General features: G+C 64.9%; 20 protein-coding genes. 14 read left to right on the forward strand and 6 right to left on the reverse strand.

Features of this window, described 5'->3' with window-relative positions:
* Positions 1 to 53: 53 nt before the first annotated feature.
* On the forward strand, positions 54 to 482 hold the full coding sequence (locus tag I6F21_RS12035) for a SufE family protein (protein WP_225139497.1): 429 nt from the start codon (positions 54 to 56) through the stop codon (positions 480 to 482).
* A 111-nt stretch (positions 483 to 593) separates the two neighbouring features.
* Here the strand turns inward: I6F21_RS12035 and I6F21_RS12040 are convergent, their stop codons facing one another.
* Positions 594 to 1010 (reverse strand): MucR family transcriptional regulator, encoded by a 417-nt coding sequence (locus I6F21_RS12040; protein ID WP_036005917.1) that lies wholly within the window; start codon positions 1008 to 1010, stop codon positions 594 to 596.
* A 147-nt stretch (positions 1011 to 1157) separates the two neighbouring features.
* Complete coding sequence (locus I6F21_RS12045; RefSeq protein ID WP_074447485.1) at positions 1158 to 2024, reverse strand: hypothetical protein; 867 nt, start codon at positions 2022 to 2024, stop codon at positions 1158 to 1160.
* A gap of 329 nt (positions 2025 to 2353) precedes the next feature.
* Between I6F21_RS12045 and I6F21_RS12050 the strand changes: the two genes are divergently transcribed.
* Together I6F21_RS12050 and I6F21_RS12055 are read left to right on the forward strand one after the other, a co-directional pair.
* Positions 2354 to 4003 carry a glycosyltransferase family 39 protein gene (locus tag I6F21_RS12050; protein WP_074447486.1) on the forward strand — a complete coding sequence of 550 codons (1650 nt, stop codon included), beginning with the start codon at positions 2354 to 2356 and terminating at the stop codon, positions 4001 to 4003.
* 208 nt (positions 4004 to 4211) lie between these two features.
* Positions 4212 to 4991 (forward strand): class II aldolase/adducin family protein, encoded by a 780-nt coding sequence (locus tag I6F21_RS12055; protein ID WP_036005973.1) that lies wholly within the window; start codon positions 4212 to 4214, stop codon positions 4989 to 4991.
* Positions 4992 to 5288: 297 nt separating this feature from the next.
* Here the strand turns inward: I6F21_RS12055 and I6F21_RS12060 are convergent, their stop codons facing one another.
* The 3 genes from I6F21_RS12060 to I6F21_RS12070 form a co-directional block, all read right to left on the reverse strand.
* Positions 5289 to 6683, reverse strand: a complete 1395-nt coding sequence (locus I6F21_RS12060) for a M20/M25/M40 family metallo-hydrolase (protein WP_225139498.1) — start codon at positions 6681 to 6683, stop codon at positions 5289 to 5291.
* Positions 6684 to 6688: 5 nt separating this feature from the next.
* Complete coding sequence (locus I6F21_RS12065) at positions 6689 to 8035, reverse strand: glycosyltransferase family 87 protein (protein ID WP_036042936.1); 1347 nt, start codon at positions 8033 to 8035, stop codon at positions 6689 to 6691.
* Positions 8036 to 8205: 170 nt separating this feature from the next.
* Positions 8206 to 9834, reverse strand: coding sequence for a helicase HerA-like domain-containing protein (locus tag I6F21_RS12070; RefSeq protein WP_057027177.1), 1629 nt, complete (start codon positions 9832 to 9834; stop codon positions 8206 to 8208).
* A gap of 337 nt (positions 9835 to 10171) precedes the next feature.
* Here I6F21_RS12070 and I6F21_RS12075 point away from each other — a divergent pair, with 337 nt between their 5' ends.
* From I6F21_RS12075 to I6F21_RS12120, 10 genes are all read left to right on the forward strand, one after another.
* Positions 10172 to 10537, forward strand: coding sequence for a DUF2267 domain-containing protein (locus tag I6F21_RS12075; RefSeq protein ID WP_225139500.1), 366 nt, complete (start codon positions 10172 to 10174; stop codon positions 10535 to 10537).
* 24 nt (positions 10538 to 10561) lie between these two features.
* Entirely contained in the window at positions 10562 to 10969 is a 408-nt protein-coding gene (locus I6F21_RS12080) for a DUF4332 domain-containing protein (RefSeq protein WP_036005985.1), read from the forward strand.
* Between the two features lie 238 nt (positions 10970 to 11207).
* Positions 11208 to 12068: a dihydropteroate synthase gene (gene folP, locus I6F21_RS12085; RefSeq protein ID WP_225127230.1), complete on the forward strand. Its 861-nt coding sequence runs from the start codon at positions 11208 to 11210 to the stop codon at positions 12066 to 12068.
* On the forward strand, positions 12065 to 12433 hold the full coding sequence (gene folB / locus I6F21_RS12090; RefSeq protein ID WP_036005989.1) for a dihydroneopterin aldolase: 369 nt from the start codon (positions 12065 to 12067) through the stop codon (positions 12431 to 12433). Before folP ends, folB begins: the two co-directional genes overlap by 4 nt.
* A 1-nt stretch (position 12434) precedes the next feature.
* Positions 12435 to 12926: a 2-amino-4-hydroxy-6-hydroxymethyldihydropteridine diphosphokinase gene (gene folK / locus I6F21_RS12095; protein WP_036042932.1), complete on the forward strand. Its 492-nt coding sequence runs from the start codon at positions 12435 to 12437 to the stop codon at positions 12924 to 12926.
* 82 nt (positions 12927 to 13008) lie between these two features.
* Positions 13009 to 14880 carry a methylmalonyl-CoA mutase family protein gene (locus I6F21_RS12100; RefSeq protein WP_225183151.1) on the forward strand — a complete coding sequence of 624 codons (1872 nt, stop codon included), beginning with the start codon at positions 13009 to 13011 and terminating at the stop codon, positions 14878 to 14880.
* The gene (locus I6F21_RS12105) at positions 14877 to 15341 is read left to right on the forward strand and encodes a GFA family protein (RefSeq protein ID WP_057027174.1); all 465 of its coding nucleotides are present in this window, start codon (positions 14877 to 14879) and stop codon (positions 15339 to 15341) included. Before I6F21_RS12100 ends, I6F21_RS12105 begins: the two co-directional genes overlap by 4 nt.
* Before the next feature lie 23 nt (positions 15342 to 15364).
* A complete protein-coding gene (scpA, locus tag I6F21_RS12110) occupies positions 15365 to 17521 on the forward strand; it encodes a methylmalonyl-CoA mutase (protein ID WP_109145873.1) in 2157 nt (718 codons plus the stop codon).
* A 35-nt stretch (positions 17522 to 17556) separates the two neighbouring features.
* A complete protein-coding gene (locus I6F21_RS12115) occupies positions 17557 to 17853 on the forward strand; it encodes a nucleotidyltransferase domain-containing protein (RefSeq protein ID WP_225139502.1) in 297 nt (98 codons plus the stop codon).
* 22 nt (positions 17854 to 17875) lie between these two features.
* The gene (locus I6F21_RS12120; RefSeq protein WP_225139503.1) at positions 17876 to 18655 is read left to right on the forward strand and encodes a DUF3298 and DUF4163 domain-containing protein; all 780 of its coding nucleotides are present in this window, start codon (positions 17876 to 17878) and stop codon (positions 18653 to 18655) included.
* Positions 18656 to 18662: 7 nt separating this feature from the next.
* Here I6F21_RS12120 and I6F21_RS12125 read toward each other — a convergent pair whose 3' ends face one another.
* Entirely contained in the window at positions 18663 to 19142 is a 480-nt protein-coding gene (locus tag I6F21_RS12125; protein WP_128262638.1) for an SRPBCC family protein, read from the reverse strand.
* A gap of 217 nt (positions 19143 to 19359) precedes the next feature.
* Here I6F21_RS12125 and I6F21_RS12130 point away from each other — a divergent pair, with 217 nt between their 5' ends.
* Positions 19360 to 20352, forward strand: coding sequence for a tripartite tricarboxylate transporter substrate binding protein (locus tag I6F21_RS12130; RefSeq protein ID WP_225139504.1), 993 nt, complete (start codon positions 19360 to 19362; stop codon positions 20350 to 20352).
* Positions 20353 to 20465: the final 113 nt, after the last annotated feature.

The following is a 20465-nucleotide window of genomic DNA, read 5'->3' on the forward strand; positions in this document are numbered from 1 at the left end:
ATTTCAGGGCTTCGCGTCTCTATATTGGCGGTAGGCGGGGACTGCGGGCCGATATGACGACGATTGACGACATCAGGGACAATTTCGAGCTTCTGGACGAGTGGGACGACCGCTACCGGTACGTCATCGAGCTCGGCCGCACTCTGGAACCGCTGCCGGAGGCGGAACACTCGGCCGAGAACAAGGTGCAGGGCTGCGTCAGCCAGGTCTGGCTGCAGAAGACGGTCGATCGCAGCAATGGCGAGCCGGTCCTGAAATATCGCGGCGACAGTGACGCCCATATCGTGCGCGGGCTGGTCGCGATCGTGCTCGCGCTGTATTCGGGCCGCACGCCGCGGGAGATCCTCGATACCGACGCGATCGCCGTGTTCAACGAGTTCGGCTTTCGCGATCATCTGACGCCGCAGCGCTCCAATGGCCTGCGCTCGATGGTCGAGCGCATCAAGACCGATGCGAGAGAGGCGCTCGCGGAAGCGACCTAAGATGCTCTCGTAGGGTGGGCAAAGCGGAGCGTGCCCACCTTCTGTGTGCAATCAACGTAAACGCGTGGGCACGGCGCTTTGCGCCTTTGCCCACCCTACGAAATCCTCCTACTATTTCCGCTTCCGCTGCTGCTGCCCGAGGCCCATCTGCTTGGCCAGTTGCGAGCGCGCCACCGCATAGTTCGGGGCGACCATGGGATAGTCGGCCGGCAAGCCCCACTTCTCGCGGTACTGCTCCGGCGTCATGTTGTACTGCGTGCGCAGATGGCGCTTCAGCGACTTGAAGCGCTTGCCGTCTTCGAGGCACACGAGATAATCGGGCGCGATCGACTTCTTGAGCGAGACGGCGGGCTTGGCCGGCTCCAGCGGCGCGGTCTCGGTGCGGCCTGACGAAACCCGCACCAAGGCGCCATGCACCTGACTGATCAGGTTCGGAATCTCGGCCGCCGGCGTCGGATTGTTGCTGAGATAGGCCGACACGATGCTCGCGGTCAGCTCGATGAAATTCTTCGCCCCCGCATCCGACATGCGCCCTCCCTTGTCCGCTTGTGGCTTACAGGATTGACGACACCGAAGTATTCCCTGTCAAGAATACATTCGGCTGAAACACGATGACTGACGGCGACGCACTGATTACTGGTGAAAGGCGCCGGTCTACTTGAGCGCGCGGTCGCTTTAACCGCGCTGGTCGAGATGGGCACGGAGCTCGTCGATCGAGGCAAAGCGCATCATGCCCTCCGGCATCTGCGCCTCGATGGAGCCATCGGAATAGAGCGAATAGGCCATGCCATCGACGACGCCGGACTTGAGCACCGTCACCGGCGGGGGCTCCACGGGCGGCGGCGGCTCGGGCGCTGGCGCAGGAGCGGTCTCCGCCAAGGTCGACGGCGAGCGCGGCGGCGGCGGACGGCGTTGGGCGGCCGGCGGCTCCGGCGGGCGCGCACGGTCCGGCTTCGGCCAGGCGACGTCGAAGCTCGCAGGGGGCGAAAGGTTCGGGGCCTCGCTGGGCTCCGCAGACGGCGGGGCAGTTTCAGTGGATTTTGCCTCCGCGCGCTCGCGCTCCTTGCGCGAGGTCGAGGCGAACAGCAGGTTGCGCCGGCGCGACGCTTCCGGAGCGGGAGGCGGTGTCGGGGCTTCCGGCTCCTGCTGCGGTGCCTCGGCACGCGGCCGCTCGCGCGCTGCAGCTTCGCTCTGCCACGGCGGCGGACTTGCGGGCGGTGGCGGCGGCGCCGGCTCGGCTCTCACCGCCGCAGCGGGCACCGGCTCGGGCGCGACTACGCCAGGCACAGCGAGGCCCGGCAGCGCGGGCCTGACCCGAACCTCCGATGGCGCGACCGCACCGGCCAGCCGGCGTGCGATGCCCCTGAGCTCGAGCAGCACCAGATGCAGGCCGACCAGTAACATTCCGGAGCAGACGCCAATGGTGCCGGAGACTATGAGAGTCCCACCGAGGCTGAATTCCCTGATCGTCATGCCGAAAATCACCGCGAGGAGACCCGCCAGCACGGCGCAAATCCCCACGATCAGCAATGCCAAATTCATCGAACTCACCCCCGGCCGCGCATCACGCGCGAGAACCGCTACGCCACGATACCGTCATACGCTGTTCCACGCCAACGGCCAATTCTGGGCAGTGTTCCTAAAGGGAAGGAAATCAGGGACTTATTCACATTCCCTTCAGCCGGGGCTCGCTACTGCTAAAGCTGCTCGCAAAGTCATCTGAATGGGTGCCAACCGGAATTGCTGCGTCGCATCAGGAATTTAGCCATAATGCCCAATTACTTGGTAATGGAACTGCGCTATAGGGAGTCCGGGGTTGAGGCCCGCGCGCGCCAGCAGGGCCAAAAGGGGATTCCGGGGCACCGATAGCCATGACATCCATCACGACTTCGGCGATCGACACGCCTCAGCGGCGCTCGATCGAACGGACTTGCGACGATCTCGCCATGCTGGTGCTGGCCGCGGTCGCCGTCATTGCAGGCTTGACCTTCCGCGACTACGGGCTCGGCTGGGACGACTACACCCACGCCGAATATGCCGACCTGCTGCTGCGCATGTTCGGTTCCGGCTTCAAGGACACCGCGGCGCTCTCCTTCGCCAATCTCTACATGTATGGCGGCGGCTTCGACATGGTCGCGGCCCTGCTGCACAAGGTCATTCCGCTCGAGCTGTTCGAGACCCGCCGTCTGGTCGGCGCCATCGTTGGCGTAATCGGGCTTGCCGTGACATGGCGGCTCGGCCGCCGCATCGGCGGACCGCTTGCCGGTCTGGCTTCCCTCCTCCTGCTTGCGCTCTGCCCGACCTTTTACGGCCACATGTTCATGAACCCGAAGGATGCACCCTTCGCGGTCGCCATGGTCGTCCTGATGCTCGGCCTCGTCCGGCTCGCCGAGGAATATCCGCAGCCATCGCCGCGCACGATCCTGATCGTCGGCTTGGGGGCCGGCCTTTCGCTCGGCTGCCGTGTTCTCGGCGGACTCGCGCTGGTCTACGCCGTGGTCGGCTTCGTGCCGCTGTTCCTGGAGGAATTGCGCACCGAAGGTCCGCGCGAATCCGTTCGCCGCTTCGCCCATGTCGTCTATGTGTTGCTGCCAGGCCTCGTGCTCGGCTACCTCGTGATGGGCCTGATCTGGCCGTGGTCGATCATGGAGCCCGGCAATCCCTTGGCGGCGCTGACCTACTTCTCGCATTTCTTCGAGAAGCCATGGAAGGAGATGTTCGACGGTGCGATCGTGTCGGTGCCCGACATGCCCTGGTCGTATCTGCCGACGCTGTTCGCCCTGCAGCTGCCCGAGGTGATGCTGGTTCTGATGGGCGGTGCGATCGTCAGCACCTTCGCCATGCTGCCGCGGCGCGAGGTTCCGGCACGCCGCAAGACCATCCTCCTGATGCTGACGCTGGCTGCTACCCTGCCGCTCGCGATCGCGATGGTGAAGCGCCCGGCGCTCTACAACGGCATCCGCCATTTCGTCTTCGTGATCCCGCCGATGGCGGTGCTCGGCGGCGTCGCCTTCGCCTGGACCATGGAGCGCCTGCGGGCCAATCACCGCACCTGGCAGCCGGTCGTGCTCGCCACCTTCTGCTTCGGCCTTGCGCTGTCGCTCGCCGAGATGATCCGGCTGCACCCCTATCAATACACGCACTTCAACCACATTGCCGGCACCGTGCGCGGCGCCGACGACCGCTTCATGCTGGACTATTGGGGCCTCGCCTTGAAGCAGGCCTCCGACGGATTGCGCGAGCAGCTCGTCGAGCGCCAGGAAGTGCCGCCCGGCAACCGCAAATGGAAGGTGGCGGTGTGCGGTCCGCAGCGCCCGGCCCAGGTGGCGCTCGGGCCCGACTTCACCATCGGCTGGGATTCCAACGCGGCCGATTTCGCCATGACGCTCGGCGAGTTCTACTGCAAGGGCCTCACCGCCCCGGTCATGGTCGAGATCAAGCGCGACGACGTGGTGTTCGCCCGCGTCTACGACATCCGGGGGCGCGGCATTTCCAGCCTGCTGTCGATCCCGGCACCGTAGGATTTCTCCGTATCCGTAGCCCGGATGGAGCGAAGCGTAATCCGGGACCTGTGGCATCGTGCGAGCTGCCCCGCATTCCGCTTCGCTCCATGCGGGCTACGCGCTCCATGCGGGCCACGCTTGACAGCCACGCTCCTCGCGCCTTGCCGCAAGTCTCTCCCGCGACTACGCTCCTCCTCCGCAACAACGAGGTTCGGAGAGATCAGCCATGTCGCCAGCAGAAGCCCGCCTGAGGGAAGTCCCCTCCAACATGACGGAGGCGGAGTGGCAGCAACGGGTCAATCTCGCCGCATGCTATCGCCTGGTCGCGCTGTACGGCTGGGACGATCTGGTCGACACCCACATCTCCGCGCGCGTGCCCGGTCCCGACCATCACTTCCTGATCAATCCCTACGGGCTGATGTTCGAGGAAATCACGGCCTCCAGCCTCGTCAAGGTCGACCTGCACGGCAATCAGCTCTCCGAGAGCGAGTACAGCATCAATCCTGCCGGCTTCACCATCCATTCGGCGATCCACGAGGTGCGCGAGGACGCGATCTGCGTGCTGCATCTCCACACCCTCGACGGAACCGCGGTGTCGAGCAGCGCGGAAGGGCTCTTGCCCCTGAACCAGACCGCCCAGCTCGTCACCCACGACCTCGCCTATCACGACTATGAAGGCATCGCGCTCGACCACGAGGAGCGGCCACGGCTGCAGAAGGATCTCGGCGACCACAACCACATGCTCCTGCGCAATCACGGCACGCTGACGGTCGGCCGCTCGGTCGCCTCCGCGTTCGAGCGCATGTACCATCTCGAGCGCGCCTGCTCGATGCAGGTGCGCACGCGCGCGCTCGGCACGCCGGTCTATCCGGTCGAGGAGATCGCGATCGAGAAGAACACCGAGCTGCTCGCCAACCGCGACCGCGCCGAGCTGCGCGCAAACAACCTCGTGTGGCCGCCCTTGCTGCGCAAGCTCGACCGCGTCAATCCCGGCTACCGGTCTTGAGATATTCACGAAATTGAGGTAGTGTTTCCGTCGAACTACCTCTGCACGTATTGGAATGAAACGCCGCCCAATTCCGGGCGGCGTTTTTGTTTGAGCCGTCATTGCGAGCGCAGCGAAGCAATCCAGAATCCCTCCGCGGAGATAGTCTGGATTGCTTCGCTGCGCTCGCAATGACGGGAGAGAGTCTTCGTAGCGAATACTCTCGTAGGGTGGGCAAAGCGAAGCGTGCCCACGTCTTCTTCCGGAGAGATGGTGGGCACGGCGCGTTGCGCCTTTGCCCACCCTACCGCACCGTGCCTATTTCACCTCCGCCAGCGCGGCGAGGATCCTTGCCCAGGAGCGGATGCCCTTCTGGAAGCTCTGCAGGTCGTATTTCTCGTTCGGCGAGTGGATGTTGTCGTCGTCGAGGCCAAACCCCACCAGCAGCGAGTCGAGGCCGAGCGTGCGCTTGAAGTCGGCGACGATCGGGATCGAGGCGCCCGAGCCCATCAGCACGGTCTCCTTGCCCCATTCCTCCGCGAGCGCCTTGCTGGCGGCGGCGAGTGGCTTCATGGTCCAGTCGAGCGCGACTGCGGGCGCGGCGGAATGGTCGCCGAACTCGACCTTGCAGTCGCCGGGAATGCGCGCCGTCACGTAATCACGGAAGGCCTTGCGGATCTTTTGCGGGTCCTGGCCCTGAACCAGGCGGAACGAGACCTTGGCCGAAGCATGCGAGGGGATCACGGTCTTGGAGCCCTCGCCGATATAGCCGCCCCAGATGCCGTTGACGTCGCAGGTCGGGCGCGTCGAGGCCTGCTCGACCAGCAGCCTGCCCTTCTCGCCAGCCGGGAGCGACAGCCCGACCGGCTTGAGAAAGGTCTCGGGCGTGAAATCGAGCTTCTTCCACTGCTCCAGGATATCGGGCGGCGTGTCCTTCACGCCGTCATAGAAGCCGGGGATGGTGATGCGGTTGTCGTCGTCGAACAGGCCACCCAGGATCTTCGTGAGCAGGCGGATCGGGTTCATCGCGGTGCCGCCGAACACGCCGGAATGCAGATCGCGATTGGCGGCGGTGATCTTGAGCTCTTCATAGAGCAGGCCGCGCAGCGAGGTCGTGATCGCCGGCGTGTTGCGGTCCCACATGCTGGTGTCGCACACCAGCACGTAATCGGCCTTGAACTCGTCCTTGTTGGCCTCGATGAAGGGCACGAAGTTCTTCGAGCCGACCTCCTCCTCGCCCTCGATCAGGAAGGTGACGTCGACCGGCAGCGAGCCCGTCACCTTCTTCCAGGCGCGGCAGGCCTCGACGAACGTCATCACCTGCCCTTTGTCGTCCTCGGCGCCGCGAGCGACGATGATCTTGCGGCCGTCGGCATGATCGGTGACGACGGGCTCGAACGGCGGACGGTGCCAGAGATCGAGCGGGTCGACCGGCTGCACATCGTAATGGCCGTAGAACAGCACGTGCGGCCGGCCGCCCGCGCGGGTCTTGCCGACGACGGCGGGATGACCCGCGGTCGGCCTCACCTCGGTGGCAACACCGAGGCTGGCGATGTCCCTGGCGAGATGCTCGGCGGCAGCCTTGCAATCATCGGCGAAGGCGGGATCGGCCGAGATCGACTTGATCCGCAACAACGAGAACAGGCGCTGCAGGCTGTTATCGAAATCCTTGTCGATGTGGTCGAGCACGGATTGGAGCTGCGCGTTGGCCATGATTGCTATCCTGATTGTTGAGTCTCAAGAGGTCCGGGTTTTAGCGCCGGTGCGGCCTTAGGGCTAGCCGCAAGCGGCGGATGCCGGATGTGCCAGGCGAGACACCCTGCGAGGATGGCGGTCGCAGCGAGGTTGTTGCCCCAAGCCTGGAAGGCGAGCGGAAACCACGGCAGCGACAACAGCATGAGGATGCCGGCCGCACTGAGGGCAAGCCAGGTTCCCAGGCGCACATGCGCTCGCTCGTCGAAGGCGGCCCGATGCATCAACACCGTCACCGGGAAGTACAGCCACATGAAATAGTATTGCCGGGCCAGAGGCGAGGCGACCGTCATGAGGCAGAACAAGATGCCGAGCTCCTCGGCATCCGAGTGCGCCGTCCGCCGCGCTTGCCGCGGCATGATCGCAACGAAGCCGAGCCCGAGCAGCGCCGACAGCGCGAGCACGATCCAGTTCGCCGTCCTGTAGTCGACCTCGATCAGATTCATGGTGCGCGGCGGCTTGCTGGGATCGTCCTGATTGTAGTTGATCGGCCGGACCAGCCGATGCGTGACGGCAATGAGGGACTGGTTGACCCACGACCAGTTCTGCTCGTCACGCTGGCCAAAGCCCTTTTCCGAGCTGGTCCCGACCATGCCCTGGTACCAGGTCGCCAGCTCGGCCGCGTTGCGCTCGAAGCCGCGGATCGGTGCCGGCACGACATAGAGAAGAATGCCGGTGAAGACGATCGCGCTGACCAGGGCCGCCCATTTGCGCCGCCAGGCCAGATAGGGCAGCACGGCGATCGGGAACACCTTGATGGCGGCGGCGAGCGCGAACATGAAGCCGGCCAGCCACGATCGCTGATGCCGCAAGCTCCAGAAGCCGTAGAGCATCATCGCCAGAAGGAGGAGGTTCGGCTGGCCGAGGTCGAACATGTCGAACACGAAGGTCACGGTGGCGACGACCGGCAGCGCCTCGAGCCAACGACCCGGCGCGCGGTCCGAGCCGGTCATGACCTGGGAGAACGCCGCGGTGTACCACCACGCCACGGCGTTCAAGATCGACAGGACGACATAGAGCGGGATCTTGCCGAACCAGCTCGGGATCGCCAGCAGGATTGCCGGCAGCGGTGGATAGATGAAATCGAAATGCTCGACGGCCGTGGCAGGATACAGCGGCCCACCCTCCAGGACCTGCTGTCCGGCCCAGTACCAGAGCGAGTAGTCCTTGGTCTTGCCGCGGCCGAAAATCTCGGGGACGAGCACGTCGGCGATCAGGAGGACGCAGCAGAGCAGAAAAAGCAGATCCAGCGGCGCACCCAGCGACGGGCGTCTGGGTGCGTCAGGCTTGGCCAACGGGGCGGGCGGGGTCACGATGTAGTCCTGAGCGGCGACGACACAGGACCTAGCAGACCGGCGAAGGCTTGCAGAGCCCTTCACCTGAATTTGTGCGCCGTGGTAGCTCGGACGAGCAGATATCAGGCGACGGTCAACGTTCTAGAGCTTCACCGGATACGACGACTGCCTCAAACCGGGCGCTCTGCCTAACGCCGTAGCAATCCGCCGAGCGCGCCGCGGACCAGCGTACGGCCGATCGAGCCGCCGAGCTGGCCGCCGAGCGACTTGCCGATATTGGCGGCCATCCCGCCGATCACCTGGTTGGTGACCGATCGCGTCACGTCGCGGGCAATGACCTGGCCGGTCGACAGACGACCCCGCTTGACGTTGGTGCCGAAGATGGTGCCCACGATCGAGCCGATCTGGCCAAGGATTCCGCCGCCTGCGCCGGCTCCACCATTTTGTGCGTCGGCAGGCGCAGCCGTGCCGGCTACGCGCTTCTGCAGCATCTCATTGGCGGACTCACGATCCACCGCGGTATCGTATTTGCCCTTCACCGGACTCCTGCTCATGATCGCCTTGCGCTCCTCGGGCGTGATCGGCCCGATCCGCGCCGTCGGCGGCCGGATCATCACCCGCTCCACCATCGAAGGCGTGCCGTTGCCCTCGAGGAAGGACACCAGCGCCTCGCCCTTGCCGAGCTCCGTGATCACCTTGGCGGTGTCGAGTTTCGGGTTGGGCCGGAAGGTCTGCGCCGCAGCGGCGACCGCCTTCTGGTCGCGCGGCGTGAAGGCGCGCAGCGCATGCTGCACGCGACCACCCAATTGGGCCAACACCTTGTCCGGCACGTCGATCGGATTCTGGGTGACGAAATAGACGCCGACGCCCTTGGAACGGATCAGACGAACCACCTGCTCGATCTTGTCCATCAACGCCTTCGGCGCATCGTTGAACAGCAGATGCGCCTCGTCGAAAAAGAACACTAGTTTTGGCTTCGGCAGGTCGCCGGCTTCCGGCAATTCCTCAAACAACTCCGACAGCAACCACAACAGAAAGGTAGCGTAGAGCCTGGGGCTCTCCATCAGCTTGTCGGCAACCAGGATGTTGACGATGCCGCGACCGTCGCTATCGGTCTTCATGAAATCCTTCAGCTCCAGTGCAGGCTCACCGAAGAATTTCGTTCCGCCCTGGTTTTCCAGCACCAGCAGCTGGCGTTGAATGGTTCCAACCGTCGCCTTGCTCACATTGCCGAAGCTCTGCGCGGCCTTCCGGATCTCGGCTAACGGATCTTCCTCAGCATCCGGTCCCTTCTTGCCGCTGGCGGGCACGATCGCATCCAACAGCGATCGCAGATCCTTCATGTCCAACAATGGCAGGCCGTTCTCGTCCGCGACGCGGAATGCGACGTTGAGAACCCCTTCCTGCACCTCGTTCAGGTCGAGCATCCGCGCCAGCAATAGCGGCCCCATTTCGGTGACGGTCGCGCGCACCGGGTGGCCCTGCTCGCCGAACACGTCCCAGAACACGGTCGAGAACTGGTCCGGCTGAAACTTGAGACCCATTTCGCCGGCGCGCTTGAGGATGAAGTCTTTGGCCTCGCCGACTTCCGAGATGCCGGAGAGGTCGCCCTTGATGTCGGCCGCGAAGACCGGAACACCGGCGCGCGCAAATCCTTCCGCCATCACTTGCAGCGACACGGTCTTGCCGGTTCCGGTTGCACCCGTGACGAGGCCGTGGCGATTGGCCAGCGCAAGCGTCAGCCAAGCCTGCTCGTCTCCCTTGCCGACGAAGATCTTGTCGTCGGTATCGCCGAGCTTGCTGTCCTGTGCGGTCATTATTCTCTCTGATCTTTCTGCCGAGTTTCGCGTCGCGAAACCCGAATGCACCAATCCGTAGTTTAACGCATCTCGTGCGCCGATTAAATCGGTTCAGCGGCTCCTGCGCATGCGACATTGTCGGACCGGACGGACGCGATCAGCCCAAAGTAGCAACGAGGCGTTCGCATAGCGGCAATTTTTCGCCGATTCGTTCTAGGCTCTTGCACGGCGGCAACACTTTTCGCGCGTTCGCGACGGCGCCTGCGTTCATCGCTTGTATTTCACGTCACACCGGCTCAAGATCATTCTCGAAAGCAATATTCCGGCATGCAAACCGGCTGAGGGGCGGGGTCTTATGGACGAGCTGATCGGACGGCTGGCGACAAACGCCAGCATAGATGGTGCTGTCGCTGAAAAGACCGTCGGCATTATCCTGGCCTTCCTTCGCAACGAGGGCCCTTCCGACAGTGTGCAGGCCCTGATCGACCAGATCCCCGGAGCGGAAGCTGCGAGCGAAGCCTCCAAGAGCGGTGGCGGTCTGTCGCGGCTGATGGGCGGCGGCTTGATGGCCGTCGGCACCCGCCTGATGAGCCTGGGGCTCGGCATGTCCGAGATTCAAAACGTCGCCCGTGAACTTTTCCGCTACGGGCGAGACAAAATCGGAGCGGATCAGATGGGCAAGATCATCGCGGGGACGCCGGGCCTCAGCCAGTTCGCCTGAGCGACGCTTTTCACATCGAGCATCATGACATATCCGATTTCCGAGATTGAGGGCCTGCCGGCCTTTGCCGCCAACAAGTTGAAGGCGCAAGGAATCCGCACCACCGACGCGCTGCTCGAGGCGGCGTCCACCGTGAAGGGCCGCAAGGCGCTTTCGGCCAAGACCGGCATCAGCGAGCAGCAATTGCTGGAATGGGCCAACGTCTCCGACTACATGCGCATCCCCGGCATGGGCAGGGCCAAGGTCGGGCTCGTCCGCGCCGCCGGCGTCACGACGGTGCGGGAGCTCGCCTATCGAAATCCGGCAAGGTTGGCGCAGAGCATGCGCGAGGCCAACGAGAAGAAGAAGCTGGTCCGCGTCCTGCCTTCCGAGAAGTCGGTCGGCGACATCATCGCCAAGGCCAAGAAGCTGCCGCCGAAGATTACGTATTAGCGCTGCGGACCAAGCTGGAGAGGTTGGGGTACCACTGCTCCCAGATCGTCATTGCGAGCGCAGCGAAGCAATCCAGAATCTTGCCGCGGTGACAGTCTGGATTGCTTCGCTGCGCTCGCAATGACGGAGGGTGAGCAAGAACATCGCATCCTCTCGGCCGTCTGCACGCATCGGAATGGCCGCGAATGGCCCCAATCCCGTCTTGACTCCCCCTGCCCGACAGCGCAATGCCACGCGCATGAATGCCTCGCCCTCCCCTTCCGTCCCGCCGGCCGGCTCGGCCGGGATCGGCGCACTGCGGACGCTCGTGGGCCGGCGGCTTCCTGCGGTGATGGGCGTGCTCAACATCACCCCGGATTCCTTCTCCGACGGCGGCGAGTTCATCGCGCCAGCGCGCGCGCTGGAGCGGGCGCGGGCGATGATCGCCGCCGGCGTCGACATCATCGATATCGGCGCCGAATCCACCCGGCCCTACAAGGGCGCCCGGCCAGTCACGGCGGCGGAAGAGCTCGCGCGGCTGAAGCCGGTGCTCTCGGACGTCGTGGCGCTCGGTGTGCCCGTCTCGATCGACAGCATGAAGGCGGAGGTGGTGGCCTTCGCGCTCGACCAGGGCGCGGGGATCGCCAACGACGTCTGGGGCCTGCAAAACGACACCGCCATGGCGCCGCTGATCGCCGCGAGGGGCGTGCCCGTCATCGTCATGCACAACCGCGACAGCGTCGATCCCGCCATCGACATCGTCGCTGACATCAAGACATTCTTCCTGCGCTCGCTCGATATTGCCGCGAAGGCAGGTATCGCGCGCGAAAAAATCGTGCTCGATCCCGGGATCGGCTTCGGCAAGACCGCCGAGCAGAGCATGACCGCGCTGGCGCGCTTGCGCGAGCTCGACATGTTCGGCCTGCCGATCCTGGTCGGCGCCTCGCGAAAACGCTTCATCGCCTCGGTGTCGCCGTCGGAACCATCGGAGCGGCTCGCCGGCTCGATCGCCGCGCATCTGATCGCCGCGCAGCGCGGCGCCAAGATCATCCGGACCCACGACGTCGCCGAAACCCTGCAGGCCCTGCGGGTGGCGCAGGCCATCGAGAGCAAGCAATGACCGACACGATCTTCGTCACCGGCCTGTCGATCCATGCCCGCCACGGCGTGATGGATCACGAAACCGAGGTCGGCCAGCGTTTCGTCATCGATCTCGAGCTCTATACCGACCTGTCCGAGCCTGCGCGCAGCGACCGGCTCGCGGACACGGTGTCCTACGCCGATGTCGTGGCGACGACGACGGCGGCGTTCAAGAACACCAATTACAAACTCCTGGAGCGCGCGGCCGGCGCGGTGGCCGATGCCATCCTGTCGCACTTTCCGCGCATCCGCGCCGTGAAGGTCACCGTGCACAAGCCGCATGCGCCGATCGCCGCGATCTTCGACGATGTCGGCATCGTGCTGACGCGCTCGCGGCATCCCTAGCATGGCGAGCGTGCTGATCGCACTCGGCGGCAATGTCGGCGATGTCCGCGCGACGTTCAAGAAGGCGATCGCTCATATCTGCGGCATGGCACAGGCGGCGCTGATCGCGCGCTCGTCCGACTATACGACCCCGCCCTGGGGCGACGAGGACCAGGATCCCTTCATCAATGCCTGCATCGAGATCGAGACCAGCCTCGATCCGCATGCGCTATTGTTCGTGCTGCAGAAAGTCGAGCAGAAGTTCGGCCGCGCGCGAACCAAGGCGCGGCGCTGGGGTCCGCGCACGCTCGATCTCGATATGATCGCCTATGACGATGTCTCCTTGCGGAAGCCCGACCTGACGCTGCCGCATCCGCGCCTGTTCGAACGCGCCTTCGTGCTGGTGCCGCTGGCCGAAATCGCACCTGACCGCGTGATCTCGGGCATTCGTGTGCGTGACGGGCTCGCCGGCGTCTCGACGCAAGGCATTGAGCGGCTTCCGGATACCGGTTAACCAAAAACAACCGTTTGCAGGAACGGTCCGCCGTGGCAATTTCGCCTGCGAATAACAAGACGTTTCGGGAGCCCCGCGCCGCATGACCTCCGTGACTGACGACCTGCCGCTGGCGGCGGATTTTCCCAAGGCCACGCCTGAGGACTGGCGCAAGCTGGTCGACGGCGTGCTGAAGGGCGCGCCGTTCGAGAAGCTGGTCGGCAAGACCTATGACGGCATCAAGATCGAACCGCTCTATCCGCGCGCGAAGGGCGTTGCGCCGGTGATGGGCCGGCCGCCGGCCGCACCGTGGCAGGTCGTGCAGCGGATCGACCATCCCGATGCGGCGCTCGCGAATGCGCAGGCACTGCAGGATCTGGAGAACGGTGCGACCGGGCTCGCGCTGGTGTTCGCCGGCGCCAATGGCGCGCGCGGTTTCGGCCTGGAACCGTCGGCCGAGGCGGTGGCAAAGATCCTGAAAGACATTCACCTCGACGCCGGCATCGGCATCGAGCTCGAGATCGGACCGCAATCGCGGATGGCCGCGATCCATGTCGCGGAATATGTGAAGAGCAACGGCCTCGATCCCGGCACCTGCAACATCCGCTTCGGGCTCGATCCGCTCGCGGCGGGCGCGGTGTGGGGCCACAGCCCCTATACCTGGGACGAAATTGCTCCCGCGATTACGGGCGCCATCAAGGGCCTCGCCGGGCTCGGCTTCAAGGGGCCGTTCGCCTCCGCCGACGGCCGCGTGGTCCATGATGCCGGCGGCTCGGAGGTGCAGGAGCTCGCTTTCGTGCTCGCCTGCGGCGTCGCTTACCTGCGCGCGATCGAAGGCGCGGGCATTCCGCTGGAAGCCGCGCAGGACATGGTCTATGCGCGGCTCGCCGCCGATGCCGACCAATTCCTGACCATGGCCAAGTTCCGCGCCCTGCGGCTGCTATGGGCGCGCATCGAGACCGCTTGCGGACTGACGCCGAAACCGCTGTTCATCGCGGCCGATACCGCCTGGCGCATGCTGACGCAACGCGATCCCTACGTGAACATGCTGCGCGCGACGATGGCGGCGTTCGCCGCGGGACTGGCCGGTGCCAACGCCATCAACGTGCTGCCGCATACGCTGGCGCTCGGCCTGCCCGATCCGTTCGCGCGGCGCGTGGCGCGCAACACGCAGCTTCTGCTGCTGGAAGAATGCAACCTCGCCAAGGTCAGCGATCCCGCGGCGGGGGCTGGCGGCATCGAGACGCTGACGGCGCAGCTGTGCGATGCCGCGTGGGCCCTGTTCCAGGAGAGCGAGAGCGCCGGTGGCGCGTTCGCGGCGCTTCAGCAGGGTGTGTTCCAAAGCAAGGTCGCGGCCACGCGAAAGGCGCGCGAGGCCAATATCGCGAAGCGCCGGGACATACTGACCGGCGCCAGCGAGTTTCCGAACCTGCACGAGAGCGAAGCCACTGTCCTGAAGGCAGCGCCGATCGCGCTTCCGCCCTACGGCGGAGAGACCTACAAGTTCGAGGCGCTGCCTCCGATCCGTCTCGCGGAACCGTTCGAGGCTCTGCGCGACAAATCCGACGCGAGTTTGAAGGCTCGGGGCGCACGGCCAAAGGTGTTCCTGGCCAATCTCGGCACGCCCGCCGATTTCACCGCGCGCGCGACGTTCGCGAAGAGCTTCTTCGAGGCGGGCGGCATTGAGGCCACAGGCAGCGAGGGCTTTGCCGATCCGGCCAAGCTGGCTGCGGCCTTCAAGGCCTCCGGCGCCGAGCTGGCCTGTCTGTGTTCCAGCGACAAGGTCTATGCGGAACACGCCGAAGCCGCGGCAAAGGCCCTGCAATTGGCCGGCGGGCGACATATCTACCTAGCGGGCCGGCCGGCCGAGGCCGAGGCGGCGCTGCGAGCCGCCGGCGTCACGGGCTTTGTCTTCGCCGGAGGCGATGCGCTTGCGGCACTGCAGGACGCCTACCGACGGATGGAACAGCGATGACTGACACCAGCAAACCCGTTCTCACCGGCGGCTGCCAATGCGGCGCCGTGCGATTTGCGGTCATGACGGCGCCGACCAGGATTTCGATCTGCCACTGCCGGATGTGCCAGAAGGCGAGCGGCGCGCCGTTCGCCTCTTTGGCCGACATCAACAAGACCGATTTCGCCTGGACCAAGGGCAAGCCGTCGTTCTTCCGCTCCTCCTCGATCGCCGATCGCGGCTATTGCGCCGCCTGCGGCACGCCGCTGAGCTTCGGCCGCATCGACGGCGATCGCATCGAGATCATGACCGGTACCTTCGATCGCCCTGACCGGGTCGTGCCGACGCGGCAGTTCGGCATCGAATCCCGCCTCGGCTGGGTGGTCGGCATCGCCAACCTGCCGAGCCAGACCACGCAACAGAACTACGGACCGGAGAAGATGGCGACCATCGTCAGCCATCAGCATCCGGATCATGATTGAGCGCTTATGAAATGGTTGAAGCCATGAGCCGCATTCCGAATTTCGCCGACGTCGCCTTCGAGCGGACCGCAACCGCCGCGCCCACTGGCAGCGCCGAGCCGTGGCTGACACCGGAGGGCATCCTGGTGAAGCCCGCTTATGGCGAGGCTGATCTGACCGGGCTCGATTTCCTCGAGACCTATCCGGGCATCGCGCCGTATCTGCGCGGCCCCTACCCGACCATGTATGTCAACCAGCCCTGGACGGTCAGGCAATATGCCGGCTTCTCCACGGCGGAGGATTCCAACGCGTTCTATCGCCGCAATCTCGCGGCGGGGCAAAAGGGCCTCTCGGTCGCGTTCGATCTTGCCACCCATCGCGGCTATGACTCGGATCATCCGCGCGTCGGCGGCGATGTCGGCATGGCCGGCGTTGCCATCGATTCCATCTACGACATGCGCACGCTGTTTGCAGGGATTCCGCTCGACCAGATGAGCGTGTCCATGACCATGAACGGCGCGGTGCTGCCGATCCTCGCGCTCTATGTCGCCGCCGCCGAGGAACAGGGCGTGCCGCCGGAGAAGCTGTCGGGCACCATTCAGAACGACATTCTGAAAGAGTTCATGGTGCGCAACACCTACATCTATCCGCCGGCGCCCTCGATGCGGATCATCTCGGACATCTTCGCCTACACCTCTCAAAAGATGCCGAAGTACAATTCGATCTCGATCTCCGGCTATCACATGCAGGAGGCCGGTGCGACGCAGGATCTCGAGCTCGCCTATACGCTGGCTGACGGCGTCGAATATTTGCGCGCCGGCCTTGCCGCAGGGCTCGACGTCGACCGCTTCGCGCCGCGGCTGTCGTTCTTCTGGGCGATCGGCATGAACTTCTTCATGGAGGTTGCCAAGCTGCGCGCGGCGCGCCTGCTTTGGGCCAAGCTGCTCAAGCCGTTCAACCCGAAAGACCCGCGCTCACTGTCGCTGCGCACGCACAGCCAGACCTCGGGCTGGTCGCTGACCGCGCAGGACGTCTTCAACAACGTGATGCGTACTACGGTGGAGGCGATGGCGGCCACCCAAGGCCACACCCAATCGCTCCACACCAACGCGCTCGACGAGGCCTTGGCGCTGCCGACCGATTTCTCGGCGCGCATCGCCCGCAACACCCAGCTGTTCCTGCAGCAGGAGAGCGGCACCACCCGCATCATCGATCCCTGGGGCGGCTCGTATTATGTCGAGCGGCTCACGCGCGACCTCGCCGCCAAAGCCTGGGGCCACATCCAGGAGGTCGAGGAACTCGGCGGCATGGCGAAGGCGATCGAGGCCGGCGTGCCAAAGCTGCGCATCGAGGAGGCCTCAGCCAAAACGCAGGCGCGGATCGACGCCGGCAAGCAGGCGGTGATCGGCGTCAACAAGTACAAGCCGACCGACGAGGACAAAATCGAGATCCTGAAGGTCGACAACACCAATGTGCGCCGGCTTCAGATCGACAAGCTCAAGCGACTGAAAGCCGAGCGCAACCAGCAGGAGGTCGATGCCGCCCTCGCCGCGCTGACGCGCTCGGCCGGCGAAGGCAACGGCAATCTGCTGGCGCTCGCGATCGATGCGGCCCGCGCCAAGGCGACCGTTGGCGAAATTTCTGACGCAATGGAGAAAGTGTTCGGCCGACATCGCGCCGAGATCAAATCCATCACCGGCGTCTATAAGCGGGAGGCGTCCAGCATGGGCACCCAGGTCGAAAAGGTTCAGGCGCTGATCGACGCCTTCGAGGAGGCCGAGGGCCGCCGCCCGCGCATCCTGGTCGCCAAGATCGGCCAGGACGGCCATGACCGCGGCCAGAAGGTGATCGCCTCGGCGTTCGCCGATATCGGCTTCGACGTCGACATCGGGCCGCTGTTTGCCACCGCCGACGAAGCCGCGCGGCAGGCGGTCGAGAACGACGTGCACATTCTCGGTGTCTCCTCGCTGGCCGCCGCCCACCTCACAGCAGTGCCGGAGCTGAAAGCCGCACTGAAGAAGCAGGGCCGCGACGACATCATGATCATCGTCGGCGGCGTGGTGCCGCCGCAGGATTACGATGCGCTCTATGCCGCCGGCGCCGAGGCGATCTTCCCGCCCGGCACGGTGATCGCGGACGCCGCCGAGGAGCTGATCCGCAAGCTGAACGCCCGGCTGGGGCATAGCGAGGCGGCGGAGTAGATGATAGACTGGCCGTGTGACGGCCAGGTGTGTCCATGACGCGTGACGAAATCGTCGCTGCGATACGCAAGAACGCGGATGCCATCCGAGGCAAGGGCGTAGCAAAGCTTGCCATCTTCGGCTCGCGAGCCGGCAACGATTATCGGCCTGATAGCGATATCGACGTGCTCGTCGAGATCGAGCCGGACACCTCGTTTTCCCTGCTCAACTTGATCGATGTCGAGCACATCATCGAGGATGCGACTGGCTTGCAAGCACAGGCAACTGTTCGCCGCTCCATCTCTCCCCGCTTTGCGGAGCGGATCGCAGTCGATATTGTCGAAATATTCTGACGCTCACGCAGGAGCACTAACCTTGAAGTTCATCGCCGGTTTGAGCGTCGCCCTGGCGCTGAGCGCAACATGTGCGTTTTCCGCCCACGCCGCCGATCCCAAACCCGATGCGATCGTCAAGACCAAGAGCATCGAAGCGCGCGTCTTCCTCGGCGACAGGATCAAGGCGGATGCGGCGCTGGCGGCGGACTGCCTCGCGGAGGGCAAGAAGTGGCTCGACAAGAATGCCGCGGAAGCCGCTGCCGCGCGCAAAGCGGACCCGCAGTTCTTCAAGGAGGGCGGCTGGGAGTTCGAGCGCAAATATGAAATCCGCTCCGTGGCTACCGACCGCTATGTCAGCGTCCTGCGCAACGACTACATGAACACACGCGGCGCCCATCCTAATTCGGACGTGAACACGATCCTGTGGGACAAGGCCGCCAACAAGCGCATCTCGATCCGTCCATTCTTCACCGAGACCGCCGATGGCGGCCCCACCATGAAGGCGATGGTGAAGGCCATCATCGCTTCGCTGACGGACGAGAAGAAGAAGCGCGGCGCCGGAGAGACCGCGACCGACGAGTGGTTCAAGTCCGTGGAGCCGCGCCTCCTCAAGATCGGCGCGGTGACGCTCGCGCCCTCCACCGAGGCCGGCAGGAGTTCCGGCCTCAACTTCCACTATCCGCCCTATGCCGTCGGCCCCTACGCTGAGGGCGAGTATGTCGCTTTCGTGCCGTGGGAGACGCTGAAACCTCACCTCACATCGGAGGGCGCCCGCATCTTCGGCGGCGCGCGGCCCAAGGGCGACGCGGACGAGCCGTGAGCTGAGGCTAACGGGATCGCAAACGGGTCCGGGCCAATGTCCGCGCGAGGGAATCCGTCCAATCGGGAATCCAGGAGGCAAACAGCGCTTTCCAGCGCTCGGCGTCCGCAGGTTCAGTTTCGAGCGCAACCGACCATTCGATGAAGGTTCGGTTGCCCTCGATGATCGGACGCAGATGCATGGTGCCTTGGTAGCGCGTCGGCGCCGGACTCGGGCTAGCGTCGTCTTGCGGATAGGGTATCGCTTCGAGACCGGCATAGGTCAGGCTGTGCTGCAGGTCCGAGTGATCGACCAGGCGCTGGCGGATCCAGTTTCCGAGATAGCAGAAGCGCCTGACGGCGCCGACTTCATCGCCGCGCCTGTTGTCTTCGATCTCGCTCTCGCTCACGCCGTCGATATAGGCGGGGTAGTTGTTGAAATCGCGGATCAGGGACCAGACGTCGTCGAGCGGGTGGTCCAGCACGGCGCTGTAATAGGCTTGGGTCATCGGTGGCTTGCCTTTGGTTTCGTTGCGCGCACAGGTTGGCTAGGCGCGCGGACAAAACCCACCCGATTTCCGACCGCCCATTCGACGGGCCGTCTGCTTTCACACAACATGGCGATTCCAGTTGGTAGCGCTACCTTGCGGCGGCGACGTAAAGCCGACTAGAATGCCGGAGTTGACAAGAGCGCCCGACATCACGGGCGCCGCTGGGAGGCATTAAATGTCCAAGATTTCGCGCCGCAGCTTTGCGGCTTCCACCGCCGCTATCGCGGCCTCCGCCGCTTTCGGCTTCAAGCCCGCGCTCGCACAAGCCTATCCGGCGCGGCCCGTCACCGTGATCGTGCCCTGGGGCGCCGGCGGCGGCACCGATGCCACTGCGCGCATCGTCGCAGCGCTGCTGGAGAAGGACCTCGGCCAGCCCTTCAACGTGGTCAACCGCACCGGCGGCTCCGGCGTGGTCGGCCATAGCGCGATCGCGACCGCGCAGCCCGACGGCTACACCATCGGCATGCTGACCGTCGAAATCTCAATGATGCACTGGCAGGGTCTCACCGACCTGACGCCGAAGAGCTACACGCCGCTGGCGCTGATGAACGAGGATCCGCCCGGCATCCAGGTCTCCTCCTCCTCGCCCTACAAGACGGTCAAGGAGCTCGCCGACGCGATCAAGGCGGCGCCTCCGGGGAAGTTCAAGGCTTCCGGCACCGGCCAGGGCGGCATCTGGCATCTGGCGCTGGTCGGCTGGATGCAGGCGATGGGCCTGCCCGCCAACCAGGTCGCCTGGGTGCCGTCGAACGGCGCGGCACCCGCAATGCAGGATCTCGCGGCCGGCGGTGTCGATCTCACCACCTGCTCGGTGCCGGAAGCGCGCGCCATCATCGAGGCCGGCAAGGCCAGGAGCCTTGCCATCATGGCGCCCGCGCGCAATCCGGTGTTCAAGGACGTGCCGACGCTGAAGGAGGCCATGGGCATCGACTACGCAACCGGCGCCTGGCGCGGCATTGCCGGGCCGAAAAATCTGCCGCCGGAGATCGCAACCAAGCTCACGGCGGCGCTGAAGAAGGTCTACGACTCCGCCGAGTTCAAGGACTTCATGAGCAATCGCGGCTTCGGCACCGTGTGGGGCGATGCGGCCCATTTCGCGGGCTTCATGGACAAGGGCGACGCTCAGATGGGCCAGGCGATGAAGGCCGCGGGCCTGAGCAAGGCGTGATCCGCACCTGCGACGCCGTGATCGGGGTGCGAGGAACTCTCCGCGAGTCCATCTCTCACCTCCCCCGCGGAGACTTCCCCTCACCCCAACCCTCTCCCCGCAAGCGGGGAGAG

The sequence above is a fragment of the Bradyrhizobium sp. NBAIM03 genome (assembly GCF_020194055.1).
Classification (GTDB): domain Bacteria; phylum Pseudomonadota; class Alphaproteobacteria; order Rhizobiales; family Xanthobacteraceae; genus Bradyrhizobium; species Bradyrhizobium yuanmingense.

What these genes read in the sequence shown, in the direction of transcription:
- folP (WP_225127230.1), top strand. Translation starts at nt 11,208, where the DNA reads ATGAATGCCTCGCCCTCCCCTTCCGTCCCGCCGGCCGGCTCGGCCGGG.
- folB (WP_036005989.1), top strand. Translation starts at nt 12,065, where the DNA reads ATGACCGACACGATCTTCGTCACCGGCCTGTCGATCCATGCCCGCCAC.
- I6F21_RS12080 (WP_036005985.1), top strand. Translation starts at nt 10,562, where the DNA reads ATGACATATCCGATTTCCGAGATTGAGGGCCTGCCGGCCTTTGCCGCC.
- folK (WP_036042932.1), top strand. Translation starts at nt 12,435, where the DNA reads ATGGCGAGCGTGCTGATCGCACTCGGCGGCAATGTCGGCGATGTCCGC.
- I6F21_RS12075 (WP_225139500.1), top strand. Translation starts at nt 10,172, where the DNA reads ATGGACGAGCTGATCGGACGGCTGGCGACAAACGCCAGCATAGATGGT.
- I6F21_RS12040 (WP_036005917.1), bottom strand. Translation starts at nt 1,010, where the DNA reads ATGTCGGATGCGGGGGCGAAGAATTTCATCGAGCTGACCGCGAGCATC.
- I6F21_RS12130 (WP_225139504.1), top strand. Translation starts at nt 19,360, where the DNA reads ATGTCCAAGATTTCGCGCCGCAGCTTTGCGGCTTCCACCGCCGCTATC.
- I6F21_RS12055 (WP_036005973.1), top strand. Translation starts at nt 4,212, where the DNA reads ATGTCGCCAGCAGAAGCCCGCCTGAGGGAAGTCCCCTCCAACATGACG.
- I6F21_RS12100 (WP_225183151.1), top strand. Translation starts at nt 13,009, where the DNA reads ATGACCTCCGTGACTGACGACCTGCCGCTGGCGGCGGATTTTCCCAAG.
- I6F21_RS12105 (WP_057027174.1), top strand. Translation starts at nt 14,877, where the DNA reads ATGACTGACACCAGCAAACCCGTTCTCACCGGCGGCTGCCAATGCGGC.
- I6F21_RS12035 (WP_225139497.1), top strand. Translation starts at nt 54, where the DNA reads ATGACGACGATTGACGACATCAGGGACAATTTCGAGCTTCTGGACGAG.
- I6F21_RS12050 (WP_074447486.1), top strand. Translation starts at nt 2,354, where the DNA reads ATGACATCCATCACGACTTCGGCGATCGACACGCCTCAGCGGCGCTCG.
- I6F21_RS12070 (WP_057027177.1), bottom strand. Translation starts at nt 9,834, where the DNA reads ATGACCGCACAGGACAGCAAGCTCGGCGATACCGACGACAAGATCTTC.
- scpA (WP_109145873.1), top strand. Translation starts at nt 15,365, where the DNA reads ATGAGCCGCATTCCGAATTTCGCCGACGTCGCCTTCGAGCGGACCGCA.
- I6F21_RS12045 (WP_074447485.1), bottom strand. Translation starts at nt 2,024, where the DNA reads ATGAATTTGGCATTGCTGATCGTGGGGATTTGCGCCGTGCTGGCGGGT.
- I6F21_RS12060 (WP_225139498.1), bottom strand. Translation starts at nt 6,683, where the DNA reads ATGGCCAACGCGCAGCTCCAATCCGTGCTCGACCACATCGACAAGGAT.
- I6F21_RS12115 (WP_225139502.1), top strand. Translation starts at nt 17,557, where the DNA reads ATGACGCGTGACGAAATCGTCGCTGCGATACGCAAGAACGCGGATGCC.
- I6F21_RS12125 (WP_128262638.1), bottom strand. Translation starts at nt 19,142, where the DNA reads ATGACCCAAGCCTATTACAGCGCCGTGCTGGACCACCCGCTCGACGAC.